This window comes from Streptomyces azureus (assembly GCF_001270025.1).
In the GTDB taxonomy this organism is placed as follows: domain Bacteria; phylum Actinomycetota; class Actinomycetes; order Streptomycetales; family Streptomycetaceae; genus Streptomyces; species Streptomyces azureus.
Genome location: NZ_DF968243.1, coordinates 61,990 through 81,420 on the forward strand (window position 1 = coordinate 61,990; position 19,431 = coordinate 81,420).

Genomic DNA, 19,431 nt, shown 5'->3' on the forward strand with positions numbered 1-19,431 from the left:
GAGTGATCGAGCCCGTCGCAGCCCTGGAACCGGACTCCCCCCCCTGACGCCGGACAAATGATCGATCTCGTGGTGAGGGTGATCGTATGTCCGGTTAAACCGCTTACTGTGCGGTACTTGGAAGGGTTCGAGGAGACTTTTGTGCCCCTCGGAGAACTGCTGGTTAACCCCGCCGGCAGACGCCGGCGGCCCCTCCGCCCGGGGGCAGGGGGCCGCCGCGGTCGCTTCACGCCCAGGTGATCAGGCGCTTCGGCTGCTCCAGGATCGCCGCCACGTCCGCCAGGACCTTCGAGCCCAGCTCGCCGTCGACCAGCCGGTGGTCGAACGACAGGGCCAGCGTGGTGACCTGGCGGGGCTTCACCTTGCCCTTGTGCACCCACGGCTGGGGCTTGATCGCACCGACCGCGAGGATCGCGGACTCGCCTGGGTTGAGGATCGGCGTGCCCGTGTCGACGCCGAAGACGCCGACGTTGGTGATCGTCACCGTGCCGCCCTGCATGGCCGCCGGGGACGTCTTGCCGTCCCTGGCGGTCGACACCAGCTCGCCCAGCGACTCGGCCAGCTGCGGCAGCGTCTTGGCGTGGGCGTCCTTGATGTTCGGCACGATCAGGCCACGCGGGGTCGCGGCCGCGATGCCCAGGTTCACGTAGTGCTTGACCACGATCTCCTGGGCCGCCTCGTCCCAGGACGCGTTGACGTCCGGGTTCCGCTTGATCGCGACGAGCAGTGCCTTGGCGATCAGCAGGAGGGGGTTCACGCGCAGGCCCGTGAACTCCTTGTCCTCCTTCAGCTCCTCGACCAGCTTCATCGTGCGCGTCACGTCGACGGTCACGAACTCCGTCACATGCGGCGCGGTGAACGCCGAGCCGACCATCGCCGCCGCCGTCGCCTTGCGGACGCCCTTGACCGGGATACGAGTCTCGCGGGTGGTGTCGTACGACACCGCCGTCTGCGCGGGTGCCGGGGCGGCGGCCACGGGGGCCTCCTGCTGCGGTGCCTGGGTCCGGGCCACCGCCGCGTGCACGTCCTCGCGGGTGATGATGCCGTCCGGGCCGGTCGGGACGACCGTCGTCAGATCGACGCCCAGGTCCTTGGCCAGCTTGCGGACCGGAGGCTTGGCGAGGGGGCGTTCCTTGACGGCGGGGGCGGCCGGGGGCGCCGCCCCGTGGCCGTTCAGCTCCGTCTGGATCGCCGTCGAGGCCTGCTGGACCGGGACCTCAGGGCCCTTGCGAGGGCGGCGGCGGGTGGAGGACGTCGCCACCCCGTAGCCGACCAGGACCGGCTGGCGGCCGGAGCCCTCCGCCTTCGGCTCCTCCGCGGGCGGGGGCGCCGAAGGCTGCTCGGAGGCGGGCTGGGGCGGGGGCGCGGTCCCTCCGCTCACGTCCACGGCGATGATCGCCGTGCCCACGTCGACCGTGGTGCCCTCGGGGAAGTGCAGCTCACGGACCACGCCGTCGTACGGGATGGGCAGCTCGACGGCCGCCTTCGCCGTCTCGACCTCGCACACCACCTGGCCGTCCGTGACCGTGTCACCGGGCTGGACGTACCACTTGAGGATCTCGGCCTCGGTGAGTCCCTCGCCCACGTCGGGCATCTTGAACTCGCGCACGGACGCTTCCGTCATCGTCGTCACGACCTCTCCTCAGTACGCCAGCGAGCGGTCGACGGCATCCAGCACCCGGTCCAGGTTCGGCAGGTACTCCTCCTCCAGGCGGGCCGGCGGGTACGGCGCGTGGTAGCCGCCGACCCGGAGCACCGGGGCCTCCAGGTGGTAGAAGCAGCGCTCCGTGATCCGCGCGGCGATCTCCGCGCCCGAGCCGAAGAACACCGGTGCCTCGTGGACGACGACCAGGCGGCGGGTCTTCTCCACCGACGCCTGGATCGAGTCGAAGTCGATCGGGGAGACCGAGCGCAGGTCGAGGACCTCCAGGTGCCTGCCCTCCTCGGCGGCCGCGTCGGCGACCTCCTGGCAGAGCTTCACCATCGGGCCGTAGGCGGCGAGGGTGAGGTCGGTGCCCTCGCGGACCACCTGGGCCTTGTGCAGCGGGCCCGGGATCGCCTCCGTGTTGACCTCGCCCTTGTCCCAGTAGCGGCGCTTGGGCTCGAAGAAGATCACCGGGTCGTCGCTCTGGATGGCCTGCTGCATCATCCAGTAGGCGTCCGACGCGTTCGAGGGGCTGACGATCTTCAGACCCGCCACGTGCGCGAAGAGCGACTCGGGGGACTCCGAGTGGTGCTCCACCGCGCCGATACCGCCGCCGTAGGGGATGCGGACGACGACCGGGAGCTTGACCTTGCCCAGCGAGCGGGCGTGCATCTTGGCGAGCTGCGTGACGATCTGGTCGTAGGCCGGGAAGACGAAGCCGTCGAACTGGATCTCCACCACCGGGCGGTAGCCGCGCAGGGCCAGGCCGATCGCCGTGCCGACGATGCCCGACTCGGCGAGCGGGGTGTCGATGACGCGGCTCTCGCCGAAGTCCTTCTGGAGGCCGTCCGTCACGCGGAAGACGCCACCGAGCTTGCCGACGTCCTCGCCCATGATCAGGACCTTGGGGTCGGAGTCCAGGGCGCGGCGCAGCGACTCGTTGATCGCCTTGGCCAGAGCCATCTTGTCGGCCATCTCAGTTACCCCCCTCATCGGCGAACGACGCCTGGTACGCGGCGAACTGGGCTCGCTCCTCGTCGACGAGGGCGTGTCCGTCCGCGTAGACGTTCTCGAAGATGGCGAAGTGGTCCGGGTCCGGCATGGCTCGGACCGCCTCGCGCACTCGCTTGCCCAACGCCTCGGACTCGGCCTCCAGTTCCGCGAAGAACCCCTCGTCCGCGTGGTTTGACGCCTCCAGGTAGCGGCGCAGGCGCAGGATCGGGTCCTTGGCCTCCCAGGCCTGGCGCTCCTCGTCGCCCCGGTACCGGGTCGGGTCGTCGGAGGTGGTGTGGGCGCCCATGCGGTAGGTGAACGCCTCGACGAGGGTCGGGCCCTCGCCGGCGCGCGCCCGCTCCAGGGCCCACCGGGTGACCGCGAGGCAGCCGAGCACGTCGTTGCCGTCCACACGGACGCCCGGGAAGCCGAAGCCCTGCGCGCGCTGGTAGATCGGGACGCGGGACTGCTTCTCGGTCGGCTCGGAGATGGCCCACTGGTTGTTCTGGCAGAAGAACACGACGGGGGCGTTGTAGACCGCGGAGAAGGTGAACGACTCGGCCACGTCGCCCTGGCTGGAGGCGCCGTCGCCGAAGTAGGCGATCACCGCGCTGTCCGCGCCGTCCTTGGCGATGCCCATGGCGTAGCCGGTGGCGTGCAGCGTCTGGGAGCCGATGACGATCGTGTAGAGCTGGAAGTTGTTGCCGTTGGGGTCCCAGCCGCCGTTGTTCACGCCGCGGAACATCCCGAGCAGGTTGGTCGGGTCCACGCCGCGGCACCAGGCGACGCCGTGCTCCCGGTAGGTGGGGAAGACGTAGTCGTCGTCGCGCAGGGCCCGGCCGGAGCCGATCTGGGCGGCCTCCTGGCCGAGCAGCGAGGCCCACAGGCCCAGCTCGCCCTGGCGCTGGAGGGAGGTCGCCTCGGCGTCGAAGCGGCGGGTGAGCACCATGTCTCGGTACAGGCCGCGGAGCTCGTCCGGGGTGACACCGGCGACGTACTTGTCGAACTCGGCGTTCTTGACGCGCTTGCCTTCGGGCGTCAGCAGCTGCACGAGCTGGGGCTCGGTGCCCTTCGCGCCGGCGTCCTTCTTGGCGGTCGTGCGAGTGGTGCGCTTGGTGCCGGTGGTGCCGGCCTTGCTTCCGGCGCTGCGTCGCGGTGTGCGCGCGGCAGTGCTCTCCACGGTCACGTGTGCTCCTCCGTCGGTCCGGCCCCCGGGGTTGCCGGTAGGCCAGTGCGGCTCACCTGTTCCGACCACCGGGCACGGGGTGGGTGCCACTCGACCGGGAACAGGCGGGACAGGTGCCCCGGCGAGCGCCCTGCAAAAGGCACGTTACCCAGTGCATCACATTTCTGTGAAACCCCTTCTGACCTGCGATTTTGCTTGGATATCCAAGTAAATCGGGAAGGCGTGGAAGGGGCCCTGGTCACAGCCTTGCAGGAGGCCGGAGCAACCGCACGTTAACCCGGTGACCCAGGTCACGGGAAGAGTCCACTTTCCGGCGCGGCGAAACGGCACGCGCGCGTGGGGCCCGTTTCCGGGTCCCACGCGCGCGTGGATCATCCGTTTTGTTCCGGTCCGGTCAAGGAGCCGGTCTCGGGTCAGCCGCCCTCGCCGCCCGCGCCTGCGACGGCACCGGTCGCGCCGCCCGCGTCGGTGCCGCCCGTGTCGTCCGGCGGCGTCGCCGGGTCCGAGGGCTCCGGGTCCGTGGGCTCGTCGGTCGGCTCCTGCGAGGTCGGCTGGTCCGTCGGCTGGCCGGTGGGCGACTCGGGAGCGCTCTGCGACGGCGTGTAGGACGGCGTGTACGACGGTGTCCACTCGCCGCCGCCGGAACTCGTGCCGGTGCCGTCGTCCGTGGACGTGTCGGTCGGCTCGTCGGTCACCTCTTCGCTCGGCGTCTCGCTGGGCGTCTTCTCCTCGGTCGTCTGCGAGGTGGTCGGCGACTCCTTGACGTCGGGACCATCGTTTCCGTTGCCCGTCGTCTTCAGTGCCAGCGCGACGCCCACGGCGACGGCGATCACCGCGAGCACGGCGAGGATCCACAGCTTGCCGCGTCCGCCGCCCTTGTTGCCGTGGCCCTCGAAGCCGCCGTCGTCCCCGCCGCCGTAGCCGGCGGGCAGGATCGGCGACGGGATCTGCGCGGTGCCGGAGGGATCCCCGGGGTGGCCCATCACGGCCGTACTGGCGAAGCCGCCCGAGGGGGTGTGCCGGCCCTCGTGCATGTCGACCGGGCCGGTGTTCCAGGTGCCGGTGTGGCCGCCCTGGTCGTAGAGCATCTGGAGCGCGTACTGGACCAGCCCGCGCATCTCCTCGGCTGTCTGGAAACGGTCGTCCGGCTCCTTGGCGAGGGAGCGCATGACCAGGCCGTCGAGCTCGGGCGGGCAGGCGTCGGAGGCCTCGGAGGGAGGCGTCGGGATGTCCTGGACGTGCTGGTAGACCACCGACAGCGGGGTCTCGCCGGTGAACGGCGGGCGCAGCGAGAGCAGTTCGTAGAGCAGGCAGCCCGTGGCGTACAGGTCGGAGCGGTGGTCGACGGCCTTGCCGAGCGCCTGCTCGGGGGACAGGTACTGGGGGGTGCCCATGACCATGCCGGTCTGCGTCATCGTGGACTGCGCGCCGTGCAGGGCGCGGGCGATGCCGAAGTCCATCACCTTCACGGCGCCGCTGTGCGTGATGATGACGTTGGCCGGCTTGATGTCGCGGTGCACGATGCCGTGCTGGTGCGAATAGGCGAGCGCCTCCAGGACGCCCGAGACGATGATCAGGGCCTGCTCGGGGCCCGGCGCCTCGGCGTTCAGCAGCAGGTCGCGGATCGTGCGGCCCTCGACCAGCTCCATGACGATGTAGGGCACGGACTGGCCGCCGACGACATCCTCGCCGGAGTCGTACACGGCGACGATCGCGTGGTGGTTGAGGCCGGCGACCGACTGGGCCTCGCGCGTGAAGCGCGCCTTGGACACCGGGTCCTCGGCGAGGTCGGAACGGAGCAGCTTGACGGCTACGGTGCGCCCGAGGCGGACGTCCTCGGCTGCGAACACCTCGGCCATGCCGCCCCGGCCGAGTCTGCCGGTCAGCCGGTACCGGCCGTCCCCGACGAGCCCGCCGTTACCCCAGGACTCCGGCGCGTCCGACATGCCGCCGCCAGTCGCCTCGGGTTCGGACGGGCCCTGAGCGCGCTGCTGCTGTGCCATCAGTCCTCGCCGTCGTTTCTGCCCGCGGTGCGCGCGGTGTTGTTACGGTCTCCGTCGGCCACGCTACAGCCTCGGCGCAAGCCGCCGGTCCGAGACGGGTACCAGGGCGGGCACGGGACGGACGCGTCATGAAACCTTCACTCCGTACTGTCGTGCAAATTCTGTGCACCGGGCGCACGTCCCCTGTAACGCTTCCGCGACGCTTCCTTCGCGTACGGTCACGGAACGGGCACCGAGCTTGACGTGTCGGTGCCCTGGGGCAGACTTGGCCGGGAATGGCGGTTTGGATCAACGCGGTCAGCGGCGGATCAGCGGCAGTCGGCGGCGCCTCAAGGGCTACGGGGGAAACGGAACATGAGCCAGGACGGCGCACAGGGCCAGTACACGGGGCGGGCGCTCGCCAATAGCCGCTATCAGCTGCGTGATCTGCTCGGCCAGGGCGGCATGGCCTCGGTGCACCTCGCGTACGACAGCGTGCTCGACCGACAGGTCGCGATCAAGACACTTCACACCGATCTCGGTCGGGAACAGGCCTTCCGCGAGCGGTTCCGCCGCGAGGCCCAGTCCGTGGCCAAGCTCACGCACACCAACATCGTCTCGGTCTTCGACACCGGCGAGGACACCCTCGACGGCATGACGACGCCGTACATCGTCATGGAGTACGTCGAGGGCCGCCCGCTCGGCTCGGTGCTCGACGGGGACGTGCGGCAGCAGGGCGCGATGCCCGCCGACAAGGCCCTGAAGATCACCGGGGACGTGCTCGCCGCGCTGGAGATCAGCCACGAGATGGGCCTGGTCCACCGCGACATCAAGCCGGGCAACGTGATGGTGACCAAGCGCGGCGTGGTCAAGGTCATGGACTTCGGCATCGCACGCGCCATGCAGTCCGGTGTGACGTCGATGACGCAGACCGGCATGGTCGTCGGCACCCCGCAGTACCTCTCGCCGGAACAGGCCCTCGGCCGCGGTGTGGACGCCCGCTCCGACCTGTACTCGGTCGGCATCATGCTGTTCCAACTGGTCACCGGGCGGCTGCCGTTCGACGCGGACTCGCCGCTGGCCATCGCGTACGCGCACGTGCAGGAGGAGCCGCCGGTCGCGTCCTCGATCAACCGCGCGCTGCCGCCGGCCGTGGACGCGCTGATCGCCCGCGCGCTGAAGAAGAACCCGAACGAGCGCTTCCCGAGCGCCGAGGCCATGCGGGACGAGTGCCTGCGCGTGGCGGCGTCCATCCAGGCCACCCCGCCGAGCATCGTCCCGGGCGCGCAGACCCCGAGCGGCGCGGGCGTCGGCTCGGCCGTGTTCCCGCCGGTCGACCAAGCGGCCCCGGCGCCCTCGGGCCAGGTGCAGACGCCGTACCAGCCGACTCCGCCCCCGAACCCGTACGGCACACCCGCCCCGGCGGCGCCGTCCCCGGCCTACGGCTATCCGCAGCAGGGCGGCTACCAGACGCCGTCCCCCGCCGCGTACTCCCCGCAGCCGGGTCCGTCGACCCCGCCGCCGTACAACCTCTCGCCGCAGACCGCGCCGGGTTCCTCGGGCGGCGGCAAGAGCAACAAGCCGGTGATCATCGGCTCGGTCGTGGTGTCCGTCGTCGCGGTCGGCGGCCTGATCGCGGCCCTGCTGATGAGCGGCGGCAGCAAGGACGACCAGGGCGGCGGGGGCAGCAGCGCGAGTGCCTCGACGTCGGCGGCCAAGAAGCCGGGCTACCGCGGGCCGGACCCGTCGAAGACGATCGACACCGAGGAGTGCACGGAGCCGCAGGAGTCGTACAACGACCCCGAGAAGATCCGGATGCCCAACTTCAAGTTCAAGAACATCGACTCGGTCAAGGCCTGCCTCCAGGCGGCCGGCTGGGAAAAGTCGATCGACTTCATTGACGAGAACACCTACGGCGACGGCGCGGTCATGAACCAGTTCCCGTCCGCCGGTACCGACGTGGACCCGACGGACATGCCCGAGATCGAGCTCAACGTCTCCACCGGCAACCCGCCGGCCTGACCCGCCCGCGCGGAAGGGCCCGGCAGCTTCGGCTGCCGGGCCCTTCGCATGGCCGGTACGCGGATGCGTTACAGATGCGGACGCGTTACAGGTACGGCCCGCCCGAACGGCCGCCCGGGTGCTGCTCGTCGAGGCCCTCACTGCCGACGCCCGGCGGGAGGGCTCGGCGCATCTGCTCCAGTTGGGCGCGGGCCGCCATCTGCTGGGCGAACAGCGTGGTCTGGATCCCGTGGAAGAGCCCCTCCAACCAGCCGACCAGCTGGGCCTGCGCGATGCGCAGCTCCGCGTCGCTCGGGGTCGTCTCGTCCGTGAAGGGCAGGGAGAGCCGCTCCAGCTCCTCGACCAGCTCGGGCGCCAGACCGTCCTCCAGTTCCTTCACGGAGCTGGCGTGGATCTCCTTGAGCCGGACCCGGCTGGCCTCGTCCAGGGGAGCCGCGCGCACTTCCTCCAGAAGCTGCTTGATCATGCTGCCGATCCGCATGACCTTCGCGGGCTGCTCCACTTGTTCCGTGACGGGAGTCTCGCGGGAGTCCTCGTCTCCTCCGCCGCCGCTGAGCGCCATGCCGTCCTGGCCCACGACCAGGATCTGCGGGTTCTCCGGCGACCTTTCGTTCCTCGGCATCTCCATGCCGCCATTCTCGCGCACGCCTGCACCTCCCCTCTGTGGTGCCCCCACGGGAGGCTGGTCCACCGTGTGGGAGGAGACGTGCGGGTGAGGCCCCGGGGTTGCTCACCAAAGGGTGAATCCGGCTCGTGCGGCGATTCCGCCTGTCGGCCGAACCCGGAGTGCCGCGGGAGTGGGGCGGTGTGAGGCTGATTGCCTCGATATGACCGAACTTGCCGAATTTGCCCTACCGGGCACGGCGGGAGGGGGTCACCAACGTGACTCCATGGCAACGCGCACTGCGGGCGACGGGACTGGTGGTCGCCCTGGGGGCGGGCGCGGTCGTCTCACCGTACGGGGCCGGCGCCTCGTACGGAGCTGTCCAGTCCGACCAGTCGTACGGCTCTGTCGTCGCGCACGGCGTCCTCGCGCACGACGACGCCCCCGGGGGCGGTGCCCTCGCCGCCCCCTCCGCCCCGGGCGAGCCCTCGCGGGCCGGGACCCGGGCCGGCGAGGGGCGGCAGCGGCCAGGGCGGCCCGAGGACGCCGAGCGGGAGCGGGGCACCGGTGAGGCCACCGCCGTCCCCGAGGAACCCGGGGAAGCCGTCCCCGAGCCCTCCGCGCAGACGGAGCAGCCCGTACGGGAGGCCGCCGCGCGCGCCGAGCGCCCCGTCGGGCCGGTCCTGCGCATCCTGCCGCTGGGCAGCGGCCTGGTGCTGATCGGCCTCGGATTCGGACTCGCCTTCTTCGCCCTGCGACTGCGGCGGGTCTAGGCCTGTCGACCGGGGCCTGTCTTCCGGTACCTCAGGCGCCCTGCGGGGTGATCAGCAGCACCTTGCCGATGTGGCCGCTCTCCTCCACGACCCGGTGCGCGGCGGCCGCGTCCCGCATCGGGAGCTCGCGGTCGACGACCGGGCGCAGGTGGCCGCCGGCGAACAGGGGCCAGACGTGTTCGCGCACGGCCGCGACGATGGCCGCCTTCTCCTCCAGCGGCCGGGCGCGCAGGGACGTCGCGCTGATGGCGGCACGCTTGGCGAGCAGGGCGCCGATGTTCAGCTCCCCCTTGACGCCGCCCTGCATGCCGATGATCGCGAGCCGGCCGTTGACGGCGAGCGCCCTGACGTTGCGCTCCAGGTACTTGGCGCCCATGTTGTCGAGGATGACGTCGGCACCGGCGCCGTCCGTGGCCTTCCTGACCTCCTCGACGAAGTCCTGCTCGCGGTAGTTGACCAGGATGTCGGCGCCCAGTTCGGCGCACCGGTCCAGCTTCTCCTGGGTACCGGCCGTGACGGCCACCCGCGCGCCGACGGCCTTGGCGAGCTGGATGGCCATGGTGCCGATGCCGCTGGAGCCGCCGTGCACGAGCAGAGTCTCGCCCGGGCGCAGGTGGGCGATCATGAAGACGTTCGACCAGACGGTGCAGGTCACCTCGGGCAGTGCCGCGGCCTGCGTGAGACCGATGCCTTGCGGCACGGGCAGCAGCTGTCCGGCCGGGACGACCGCCTTCTCGGCGTAGCCGCCGCCGGAGAGCAGCGCGCACACCTCGTCGCCGACGTTCCAGCCGGAGACACCGGGGCCGATCTCGGCGACCCGCCCGGAGCACTCCAGGCCGGGGTAGGGGGACGCGCCGGGCGGCGGATCGTAGAAGCCCTGCCGTTGCAGGATGTCGGCCCGATTGACAGCACCGGCCGCCACGTCGACCAGGACCTCGCCCTCGCCGGGCGCGGGATCCGGGACCTCGTCCCAGACCAGCGCCTCGGGCCCACCAGGTTCGGGAATCGTGATCGCATACATGAAGGGGACGGTACCCCTCGGTCGCCGGACGGACTCCGCTCCGCCCCCGGGTGGACTCCGCCTCCGTCGTTGGTCCGGTCCTGGCCGAATTCCATATGCGGGACCGATGAGTTTGCGCGACCGTAAAGGTCTCCCCATGCGTAGCCCACGTACTCGGAAGGACCGAAACATGAGCACGCAGACGTCCGGCCTGGCGATCGAGACCGCGGGCCTGGTGAAAACGTTCGGCGAGACGAGGGCGGTCGACGGAGTGGACCTGTCCGTGCCCGCGGGCGCGGTCTACGGCGTCCTCGGCCCGAACGGCGCCGGCAAGACCACCACCGTGAAGATGCTCGCCACCCTGCTCCGGCCGGACGGTGGTGAGGCTCATGTCTTCGGCCACGACATCGTCCGCGAGGCCGACGAGGTGCGTGGCAGGGTGAGCCTCACCGGCCAGTACGCGTCAGTGGACGAGGACCTCACCGGCACCGAGAACCTGGTCCTGCTGGGCCGGCTGCTCGGCCACCACAAAAAGGCCGCCCGGGACCGTGCCGCCCAGCTCCTGGAGGCCTTCGGGCTCACGGAGGCGGCCGCGAAGCAGGTCAAGCACTACTCGGGCGGCATGCGGCGCCGCATCGACATCGCCGCGTCCATCCTGAACACCCCCGACCTGCTGTTCCTCGACGAGCCGACCACCGGCCTCGACCCGCGCAGCCGTAACCAGGTCTGGGACATCGTGCGGGCTGTCGTCGCCCAGGGCACCACCGTGCTGCTGACCACGCAGTACCTGGACGAGGCCGACCAGCTGGCGTCCCGGATCGCCGTCATCGACCGCGGCCGTGTGATCGCCGAGGGCACCAAGGGCGAGCTGAAGTCGTCCGTCGGCGCCGGGTCCGTCCATCTACGGCTGCGAGATCCGGACCAGCGGGCCCTGGCGGCGGATCTGCTGCACCGGGTCCTCGACGCGCAGGTACAGCTGGAACACGACCCGGTGGCCCTGACCGCCCGCCTCGGTACGGCGGCGAGCGACGACAGCGCGGCCCAGCAGGCGTCCCGCGCGCTGAGCGAGCTGGCCCACGCCGGGATAACCGTCGACAACTTCTCGCTGGGCCAGCCCAGCCTGGACGAGGTGTTCCTCGCCCTCACCGGACACGACACGCACGACTCCGACCACGCCGACGACTCCCACGACCCGAAGGACGAGGTGGCGGCATGAGCACCGCGACGACCACGGAGAGCAAGGAACTCGCCCCGGTCAGCGCCGAATCCCTCGCCGCGCTGCTCATCTCCAAAGAGCGTCCGCCCCGGCCCAGCGCCTGGTCGGCCTCGATGACCTTCGGCTGGCGGGCGATCCTCAAGATCAAGCACGTGCCGGAGCAGCTCTTCGACGTCACGGCGTTCCCGATCATGATGGTGCTGATGTACACGTACCTGTTCGGCGGGGCGCTGGCCGGCTCGCCGAAGGAGTACATCCAGTTCCTGCTGCCGGGCATCCTCGTGATGTCGGTCGTGATGATCACGATGTACACGGGCGTCTCGGTCAACACCGACATCGAGAAGGGCGTCTTCGACCGGTTCCGCAGCCTGCCGATCTGGCGGCCGTCGACGATGGTCGGCTATCTGCTCGGCGATGCCCTGCGGTACACGATCGCGTCCGTCGTGATGCTCACCGTCGGCATCATCCTCGGCTACCGGCCGGACGGCGGGATCGGCGGTGTGCTCGCCGGGATCGCCCTGCTGGTGCTCTTCTCGTTCGCCTTCTCGTGGATCTGGACGATGTTCGGGCTGATGCTGCGCACCGAGAAGTCGGTGATGGGCGTCAGCATGATGGTGATCTTCCCGCTCACCTTCCTGTCCAACGTCTTCGTCGACCCGAAGACGATGCCGGGCTGGCTCCAGGCCTTCGTCAACAACAGCCCCATCACCCATCTGGCGTCGGCGGTGCGCGGCCTGATGGGCGGCGACTGGCCGGCCGCCGAGGTCGCCTGGTCGCTGGGCTGGGCAGGGCTGTTCGTCCTGGTCTTCGGGCCGATCACGATGCGGCTGTACAACCGGAAGTAGGTCTGGGGCCTTGGCGGCCGGCCGTCGCGCACGGGGGGAGTGCGTGGCGGCCGGCCTCTCGTCCTGCCGGTCAGCTGCGGGGCATCGGCGGCAACGGCCGCGTGTCGGGCGCGACCTGTGTGCCGGGCGTCGCCCGCACGATCGTGATGAGCCGGTCGGTCAGCTCCAGCTTCCCGACGGCCGCATCGTCGTAGCCGAGCACCCGGTGACCGCGTATGACGCTCACCACCAGGTCGGTGATCTCCCGCGGGGTCTTGCCCACCTCGGCCTTGACCACCGGCCGTTCGACGATGTCGAGCCCGCTGCCCTGCTGGATGAGGTCCTCCATCACCATGCCCGCTGAGGGGCTGAGGACGGAGAGGCCGAGCAGACGGCCTGCGGCGCTGGCGCTGGTGATGACCGCGTCGGCGCCGGACTGCTTCAGCAGCGGCGCGTTCTCCTCCTCCCGCACCGCGGCCACGATGTTCGCCCCGCGGTTGAGCTGCCGGGCCGTCAGCGCCACCAGGACCGCCGTGTCGTCGCGCTGCGTGGCGATGATGATCTGGCGCGCCCTGTGCACCTCGGCCCGCTTCAGCACCTCGCTGCGCGTCGCGTCCCCGACGATGCCCACGTAGCCCTCGGCGGTCGCGGCGTCGATCGCCTTGGAGCTGGGGTCGACCACGACCACCTGTTCCTTCTTCAGACCCGTCGCACAGACAGTCCGGATCGCCGACCTGCCCTTCGTGCCAAAGCCGATGACGACGGTGTGATCGCGCAACGTGGACCTCCAGCGGTTCAGTCGCCACTCCTCCCGCGTGCGTTCGGTGAGGGCTTCGAGGGTGGTGCCGACCAGGATGATCAGGAACAGCACGCGCAGGGGCGTGATGACGAGGATGTTCGTGAGCCGGGCGGCGTCACTGGCGGGGGTGATGTCGCCGTAGCCGGTGGTGGAGAGCGTGACGGTCGCGTAGTAGAACGCGTCGAGGAGGGTGAGGCCGCCACCCCCGTTGTCGTTGTAGCCGTCGCGGTCGACGTAGACGATCAGCGCGGTCACGAGGAGAACCACCAGTGCCATGGAGAGCCTCTTGGCGACCTGGCGGATCGGGTGCTCCACCACTTTCCTCGGGAGTTTCACCCGATGGGTCACCAGATGCTCGTCCGCCTGGCGGGCAATCGCGTCCTGGCCCGGAAGTTTCACGTGAAACACACCCCGATTCCTCCGGACGCCCAGGGCAGGTCGAGCAGTTCCGCCTCCTGTCCCGGACGTACGCCGCCCGGGGGTACGACGGCCAGCGCGTCGGCCGCCGCGATACCGCGCAGCATGGCCGGTCCGTTGTAGCGCAGCGGCACGGCCTGGTCGCCCCGCAGGACGACGGGGACGAGCCGGGTGTCGTACGGGTGCCCGTGCACGGCGTCCCTGGTCGGCAGCGTGTACGGCTCCGGGGCCGGACGGGCCGCGAGGGTCCGCAACAACGGCTCGGCGAGCGTCAGCAGCCCGGAGACGGCGGCGAGCGGGTTTCCGGGCAGGCCGACCAGGTGCTGGGTCTCCGTGATGCGGGCCAGCAGCATGGGGTGGCCGGGGCGCACCTTGACGCCGTCCACGAGGAGTTCGGCACCGATCCGGCGCAGCGTGGGGTGCACGTGGTCGACGGGGCCCGCGGCGGTGCCGCCGGTGGTGACGACGACATCGGCGTCGGACGTGGTGATCGCCTGGTGCAGGGCGCCGGCGTCGTCGCGGACGCGTCGTACGGCGGTGACCTCGGCGCCGAGCGCCCGCAGCCAGGGCGGCAGCATCGGACCGAGCGCGTCCCGGATCAGCCCGTCGTGCGGCCGTCCCTCGGTGAGCAACTCGTCGCCCAGGACCAGGATCTCGGCACGAGGCCGTGGGACAGCGGTGACGGTGTCGTATCCGGCCGCTGCGGCGAGCCCGAGTACGGCAGGGGTGACGAGGGCGCCGACGGGGAGCAACTGGTCACCGCTGCGGCACTCCTGGCCGCGCGGGCGGATGTCCTGGCCGGGGACGACGTCCCTGGTCGCGTACAGGCGGCCCTTTTCGTCGGTGCGGCCGTGCTCGCTGCGCAGAACGGCGGTGGTGTCCGGGGGGATGCGGGCGCCGGTGGCGATCCGGACGGCCTCGCCGTCGGTCAAGGGCGCGTGCACGGGGTGCCCGGCCAGGACGCCGTCGTCCCGTACGTCCCAGGGGGCGGGCCCGGCGACCGCCCAGCCGTCCATCGCGGAGGTGTCGAAGGAGGGGAGGTCGGTGAGGGCGTCGAGGGGAGCGGCCAGGGTGAGGCCGAGGGCGGCTTCGAGAGGCACGGAGACCGGCTGGCGGCGGGTGGCCCGGGCGGCGCGTCCGGCGGTGGCCCGGGCCTCCGGCCAGGGGGTGGCGTGGTGGCGGGCGTCGGGCGGAGGAGAGGTTGCCGGCTGGCCGGAGGCGCGGCGGCTGTCCGTCTCAGCCCGGCCGGCGGGGCCGGACAGGTCGTTGCTGTTGTTCACGAGGGCGAGCACCTCCTCGACGTCGAGGTCCTCGGCGTCCTCACCGGCGCGTGTGCCGTGCGGGGTCATCCGGCGTCCGGGCGGGTGTCGGGCGTCGCGTCGGGGGCGACGTCGGGCTGGGGCCGGGTGCCGGAGATCTGGTCCTCTGCGGCACTTTCTTCCGCCCAGCGGGCGGCGAGAGCCTCGGCCCTGCGGGCGGCCTCGGCGACCGCCTCGGGGCCGCCGCCCGCCCGTGCGGCCGCGTAGCCGACGAGGAAGGTGGTCAGCGGCGCCGCCGGCCGGTCCACACCGTGGGCGGCGTCGCGGGCGAGGTCGAGCAGAAGGTGGGTGTCGACGTCGAGGTCGATCCCGAGGTCGTCCTTGACTGCGGAAATCCATTCATCCAACACGTGCCCATGCTCCCTGATGCGTGCCCTGGCGGTGGCGATGTCGTCCCAGGTGTCGCAGTCGAAGGACGCGACGGGGTCGGAGATGCGGGTGAGGTTCAGCTCGGCGACGAGGCGCCGCAGCGGGAGACCGGCGAGACCCTCGTGCCGGTCGGTGAGGAGTGCGAGCACCTCGCGCAGCCGCGGCGCGGCGTACGCGGCCACGAGCGGCTGGTCACGGCCCTCGGGGTCGGTCAGCAGCACGCCGTGGGCGGCACTCGCCCGGAGCGTGCTCAGCAGCCGGTCGACCGTGCGCTCCTCCAGGAACGGCAGATCGGCGGAGAGCACCACGACATGCTCCGCCGTGGTGTGCCGGAGCCCGGCGTCGAGCGCGGCGAGCGGGCCGCCGCCGGGCGGGTCCTCGTGGGCCCAGGTCACGGGCCGTGCCGTCGGCCGGGGCGCGGCGACGACGACGGTGGCGCGGGCGCCCGCGCACGCGGCGAGCACGCGGTCGAGCAGGGCCCTGCCGCCCACGCGCACACCGGGTTTGTCCGCGCCGCCGAGCCGGCGGGCGGCACCCCCGGCGAGCACGACGGCGTCGTACGCGGCGGGGTCCGGCCGCTGCGCGGGGCCGGAACCGGTGCCGGGTTCACCCGGGAACTCGTAGGCGGTCACACCCCGAGTATGCGTGCCCCCGCGATCACAAGGAACGCGGGGGAACGGACACGATCACGGGCACCGGCTCGCGGGCCGAACAGGAATCACAGCGTCCGCAGCAGCACAGCCGGCTGTTCCACGCAGTCCGCCACGTAGCGCAGGAAGCCGCCCGCCGTGCCGCCGTCGCACACCCGGTGGTCGAAGGTGAGCGAGAGCTGGACGACCTGCCGCACCGCCAGCTCGCCCTCGTGCACCCAGGGCTTGGGGACGATGCGGCCGACGCCGAGCATGGCCGCCTCGGGGTGGTTGATGATCGGTGTGGAGCCGTCGACGCCGAAGACTCCGTAGTTGTTCAGCGTGAAGGTCCCGCCGGTGAGTTCCGCGGGCGTCAGCGTCCCGGTCCGGCCCGCCTCGGTCAGCCGGGCGAACTCCGCGGTCAGCGACTCGGCGTCGCGCGCGTGCGCGTCCCGGACGACCGGGACGACGAGCCCGCGGTCGGTCTGCGCGGCGAAGCCCAGGTGCACGTGGTCGAACCGGACGACCTCCCTGGCCTCCGCGTCCACCGTCGAGTTGAGCTCGGGGAAGCGGGTGAGGGCCGCCGTGCAGATCCGGGCCAGCAGGGCCAGGAGGGAGATCTTCGGGCCGCCGGCCGCGTTCATGGCCGTGCGTGCCCGCATGAGCTCCGTGGCGTCGGCGTCCACCCAGCAGGTGGCGTCCGGGATCTCGCGGCGGCTGCGCGCCAGCTTGTCGGCGACAGCGCCCCGGACGCCCTTGAGCGGGGTGCGGATCTCGCCGTGGGCAGGTGTCCCGGTGGGCCGCGGTGCGGGGGCCGTGCCCGGTGCCTGCGGCACGCGCGGGCGCGGCTGTGCCGACGGTGCGGCCGCAGCGCCCTGGCCGGCGGCACGCAGCGCGTACTCCACGTCCGCCCGCAGGATCAGCCCGTCGGGGCCGGACCCGGTCAGCTCCCGCAGGTCGAGGCCGTTCTGCCGGGCCAGCCGACGGACCAGGGGCGAGATCACGGGGACGGGGCCGTCCTCCGCCTCGGCACCGGCATGCCCGTTCACCGCCCGGGAGCCTGCCGCGGACGCACCGGACACCGGCCTTCCCTGCCGCACCCTGCGTCGCCGCGCGGGCGCCTCGGACGTGCCGTATCCGACCAGGACGTTGCCCGAGCCCTCGGCACCGGAGCCGGCGCCGGCGGACTCCCCGCTCGCGGACTCCGCCGAGCCGCCGGAAGCCGCCGAGCCGCCGGAGGACGTAGGCCGCTCCCCCACCGCCACCGTGATCAGCGGCGCCCCGACGGGCAGTTCCGTGCCCTCCTCGCCGAAACGGGCCGTGACCACACCGCCGTAGGGGCAGGGCACCTCGACCATCGCCTTGGCCGTCTCGACCTCGACGACCGGCTGGTCGATGGCGACCACGTCGCCGACCTCTACCAGCCAGCGCACGATCTCCGCCTCGGTGAGCCCCTCACCCAGGTCGGGCAGCTTGAACTCGAGCACCTGTGCCATCAGCTCTCGGCCTCCCACTGAAGACGCCCCACGGCGTCCAGGATCCGGTCCACTCCGGGCAGGTGGTGGCGCTCCAGCATCGGCGGCGGATACGGGACGTCGAACCCGGCCACACGCAGCACCGGCGCCTCCAGGTGGTGGAAGCAGCGCTCCGTGACCCGGGCCGCGATCTCCCCGCCCGGGCCGCCGAAGGAGCCCGACTCGTGGACGACGACCGCGCGTCCCGTCCGCCGCACCGAGGCGCACACCGTCTCGTCGTCGAACGGCACCAGGGAGCGCAGATCGACGACTTCGAGGTCCCAGCCCTCGGCCCGGGCCGCCTCGGCCGCCTCCATGCAGACGGGTACGGACGGCCCGTACGTGATGAGCGTGGCGCTCCGGCCCGAGCGCCGCACCACCGCGCGGCCGATCGGTTCAACGGGCGCCGGCTCCTCGGGGTTCCAGGAGTCCTTCGACCAGTACAGCCGCTTGGGTTCCAGGAAGACGACCGGGTCGTCGGAGGCGATCGCGGCGCGCAGCAGACCGTAGGCGTCGGCGACGGTGGCCGGCGTGACGACATGGAGCCCCGGAGTGGCCATGTAGTACGCCTCGGAGGAGTCGCTGTGGTGCTCGACGCCGCCGATGCCGCCGCCGTAGGGGACGCGGATGGTGACCGGGAGGGGCATCTTGCCGCGGGTGCGGTTGCGCATGCGGGACACGTGCGAGATGAGCTGCTCGAACGCCGGGTAGGCGAACGCGTCGAACTGCATCTCCACGACCGGGCGCAGGCCGTACATGGCCATGCCCACCGCCGTGCCAAGAATCCCCGCCTCCGCGAGCGGGGTGTCCGTGCAGCGGTCCTCGCCGAACTCCTTGGCGAGTCCGTCGGTGACGCGGAAGACGCCGCCGAGGGTGCCGACGTCCTCGCCCATGACGTGCACGGCGGGGTCGGCGGCCATGGCGTCGCGCAGCGCGCGCGTGAGGGCCTGCGCCATGGTGGCCGGCTTGACGGCGACGGTGGTCATCGGTGCGTGCCCCCTTCCGGCGCGGTCTCGGCCGCGGCCTCCAGCTCGGCCCGCAACTGGTCCCGCTGGTCGCGCAGTTGGGGGGTGGGCTCGGCGTAGACGTGGGCGAACAGGTCCATGGGGTCGAGGGCCGGGTCCTGGTTCATGTGCTCGCGCAGGCCGGCGGCCATCGCCTCGGCGGCATCCCGGGCGGCCTGCTTTCCGGCCTCGTCGAGCAGGCCGCGCGCGGTCAGCTCCCGCTCCAGCAGCTGGATCGGGTCGTGCTCGCGCCAGGTCTCGACCTCGGCGTCGCCGCGGTAGCGGGTCGCGTCGTCGGCGTTGGTGTGGGCGTCGACGCGGTAGGTGATCGCCTCGACGAGGGTGGGTCCGCCGCCTGCGCGGGCGTGGCGCACGGCGTCGCTCAGCACCTCGTGCACGGCGGCGGCGTCGTTGCCGTCGACCAGGCGGCCGGGCATGCCGTAGCCGACGGCCTTGTGGGCCAGCGACGGGGCCGCGGTCTGCTTGGCGAGCGGGACGGAGATCGCGAAGCCGTTGTTCTGCACCAGGAAGACGACGGGGGCCTGCCAGACGGCGGCGAAGTTCAGCGCCTCGTGGAAGTCGCCCTCGCTGGTGCCGCCGTCGCCGACCATGGCCAGCGCGACCACGTCGTCGCCCTTCAGGCGGGCGGCGTGCGCGAGGCCCACGGCGTGCGGCAGCTGGGTGGCGAGCGGGGTGGACAGGGGGGCGACCCGGTGCTCGTACGGGTCGTAGCCGGTGTGCCAGTCGCCGCGCAGCAGCGTGAGCGCCTCGACGGGGTCCACACCGCGGGCCACGACGGCGAGCGTGTCGCGGTAGCTGGGGAAGAGCCAGTCCTGCTCCTCCAGCACGAGCGCGGCGGCGATCTCGCAAGCCTCCTGGCCGGTGGTGGAGGGGTAGACGGCCAGGCGGCCCTGCTTGGTGAGCGCGGTGGCCTGCGCGTTGTAGCGGCGACCGCGGACCAGCTGGGCGTACAGCGTCCGCAACAGCTCCGGGTCGGCCTTCGCGGCCGCCTCGGTGCCGAGGACGCGGTACGGCTCGGCGTCGGGCAGCAGCGGCGCGGGGTCCGTGCGGGGCTGCCAGGCGGGCGGCGGGGTCGGCCGGTACGCGCCCCGCTGCTCCATGACCGTCATGACGG

The 19,431-nt window shown here is 71.9% G+C and carries 16 protein-coding genes; 4 read left to right on the forward strand and 12 right to left on the reverse strand.

The genetic code is table 11. The annotated features are described in order from the left end of the window. Positions 1 to 226: 226 nt before the first annotated feature. The 4 genes from AOQ53_RS12405 to AOQ53_RS12420 all read right to left on the reverse strand — a co-directional run bounded on the left by AOQ53_RS12405 (position 227) and on the right by AOQ53_RS12420 (position 5,827). Positions 227 to 1,633 (reverse strand): dihydrolipoamide acetyltransferase family protein, encoded by a 1,407-nt coding sequence (locus AOQ53_RS12405; RefSeq protein WP_059417080.1) that lies wholly within the window; start codon positions 1,631 to 1,633, stop codon positions 227 to 229. 9 nt (positions 1,634 to 1,642) lie between these two features. Further along, the gene (locus AOQ53_RS12410; RefSeq protein WP_059417081.1) at positions 1,643 to 2,620 is read right to left on the reverse strand and encodes an alpha-ketoacid dehydrogenase subunit beta; all 978 of its coding nucleotides are present in this window, start codon (positions 2,618 to 2,620) and stop codon (positions 1,643 to 1,645) included. 1 nt (position 2,621) lies between these two features. Beyond that, positions 2,622 to 3,824 carry a pyruvate dehydrogenase (acetyl-transferring) E1 component subunit alpha gene (gene pdhA / locus AOQ53_RS12415; RefSeq protein WP_059417082.1) on the reverse strand — a complete coding sequence of 401 codons (1,203 nt, stop codon included), beginning with the start codon at positions 3,822 to 3,824 and terminating at the stop codon, positions 2,622 to 2,624. A 413-nt stretch (positions 3,825 to 4,237) separates the two neighbouring features. After that, entirely contained in the window at positions 4,238 to 5,827 is a 1,590-nt protein-coding gene (locus AOQ53_RS12420; protein WP_059417083.1) for a protein kinase domain-containing protein, read from the reverse strand. A 354-nt stretch (positions 5,828 to 6,181) separates the two neighbouring features. On the opposite strand from AOQ53_RS12420, the gene AOQ53_RS12425 reads away from it, so the two are divergent. Beyond that, on the forward strand, positions 6,182 to 7,828 hold the full coding sequence (locus AOQ53_RS12425) for a Stk1 family PASTA domain-containing Ser/Thr kinase (RefSeq protein ID WP_059417084.1): 1,647 nt from the start codon (positions 6,182 to 6,184) through the stop codon (positions 7,826 to 7,828). Between the two features lie 85 nt (positions 7,829 to 7,913). Here AOQ53_RS12425 and AOQ53_RS12430 read toward each other — a convergent pair whose 3' ends face one another. Continuing rightward, positions 7,914 to 8,456, reverse strand: a complete 543-nt coding sequence (locus tag AOQ53_RS12430; protein WP_059417085.1) for a bacterial proteasome activator family protein — start codon at positions 8,454 to 8,456, stop codon at positions 7,914 to 7,916. A gap of 254 nt (positions 8,457 to 8,710) precedes the next feature. Between AOQ53_RS12430 and AOQ53_RS12435 the strand changes: the two genes are divergently transcribed. Then, positions 8,711 to 9,205 carry a hypothetical protein gene (locus tag AOQ53_RS12435; RefSeq protein WP_236711670.1) on the forward strand — a complete coding sequence of 165 codons (495 nt, stop codon included), beginning with the start codon at positions 8,711 to 8,713 and terminating at the stop codon, positions 9,203 to 9,205. 31 nt (positions 9,206 to 9,236) lie between these two features. Here AOQ53_RS12435 and AOQ53_RS12440 read toward each other — a convergent pair whose 3' ends face one another. Beyond that, positions 9,237 to 10,226 carry an NAD(P)H-quinone oxidoreductase gene (locus AOQ53_RS12440; protein WP_059417087.1) on the reverse strand — a complete coding sequence of 330 codons (990 nt, stop codon included), beginning with the start codon at positions 10,224 to 10,226 and terminating at the stop codon, positions 9,237 to 9,239. A 169-nt stretch (positions 10,227 to 10,395) separates the two neighbouring features. Between AOQ53_RS12440 and AOQ53_RS12445 the strand changes: the two genes are divergently transcribed. After that, positions 10,396 to 11,421 (forward strand): ATP-binding cassette domain-containing protein, encoded by a 1,026-nt coding sequence (locus tag AOQ53_RS12445; RefSeq protein ID WP_059417088.1) that lies wholly within the window; start codon positions 10,396 to 10,398, stop codon positions 11,419 to 11,421. Continuing rightward, positions 11,418 to 12,266, forward strand: a complete 849-nt coding sequence (locus AOQ53_RS12450) for an ABC transporter permease (RefSeq protein WP_059417089.1) — start codon at positions 11,418 to 11,420, stop codon at positions 12,264 to 12,266. Before AOQ53_RS12445 ends, AOQ53_RS12450 begins: the two co-directional genes overlap by 4 nt. Positions 12,267 to 12,336: 70 nt before the next feature. Here the strand turns inward: AOQ53_RS12450 and AOQ53_RS12455 are convergent, their stop codons facing one another. From AOQ53_RS12455 to pdhA (AOQ53_RS12480), 6 genes are all read right to left on the reverse strand, one after another. Then, entirely contained in the window at positions 12,337 to 13,443 is a 1,107-nt protein-coding gene (locus AOQ53_RS12455; RefSeq protein ID WP_059417090.1) for a potassium channel family protein, read from the reverse strand. After that, positions 13,440 to 14,810: a molybdopterin molybdotransferase MoeA gene (locus AOQ53_RS12460; protein WP_059417091.1), complete on the reverse strand. Its 1,371-nt coding sequence runs from the start codon at positions 14,808 to 14,810 to the stop codon at positions 13,440 to 13,442. The genes AOQ53_RS12455 and AOQ53_RS12460 overlap by 4 nt, the downstream gene beginning before the upstream one ends. Continuing rightward, a complete protein-coding gene (locus tag AOQ53_RS12465) occupies positions 14,807 to 15,781 on the reverse strand; it encodes an NTP transferase domain-containing protein (RefSeq protein WP_059417092.1) in 975 nt (324 codons plus the stop codon). Before AOQ53_RS12465 ends, AOQ53_RS12460 begins: the two co-directional genes overlap by 4 nt. A gap of 86 nt (positions 15,782 to 15,867) precedes the next feature. After that, positions 15,868 to 17,274: a dihydrolipoamide acetyltransferase family protein gene (locus AOQ53_RS12470; protein WP_059417093.1), complete on the reverse strand. Its 1,407-nt coding sequence runs from the start codon at positions 17,272 to 17,274 to the stop codon at positions 15,868 to 15,870. After that, a complete protein-coding gene (locus AOQ53_RS12475; protein ID WP_059417094.1) occupies positions 17,274 to 18,278 on the reverse strand; it encodes an alpha-ketoacid dehydrogenase subunit beta in 1,005 nt (334 codons plus the stop codon). The genes AOQ53_RS12470 and AOQ53_RS12475 overlap by 1 nt, the downstream gene beginning before the upstream one ends. Beyond that, positions 18,275 to 19,426, reverse strand: coding sequence for a pyruvate dehydrogenase (acetyl-transferring) E1 component subunit alpha (gene pdhA / locus AOQ53_RS12480; protein ID WP_059417095.1), 1,152 nt, complete (start codon positions 19,424 to 19,426; stop codon positions 18,275 to 18,277). Before pdhA (AOQ53_RS12480) ends, AOQ53_RS12475 begins: the two co-directional genes overlap by 4 nt. Positions 19,427 to 19,431: the final 5 nt, after the last annotated feature.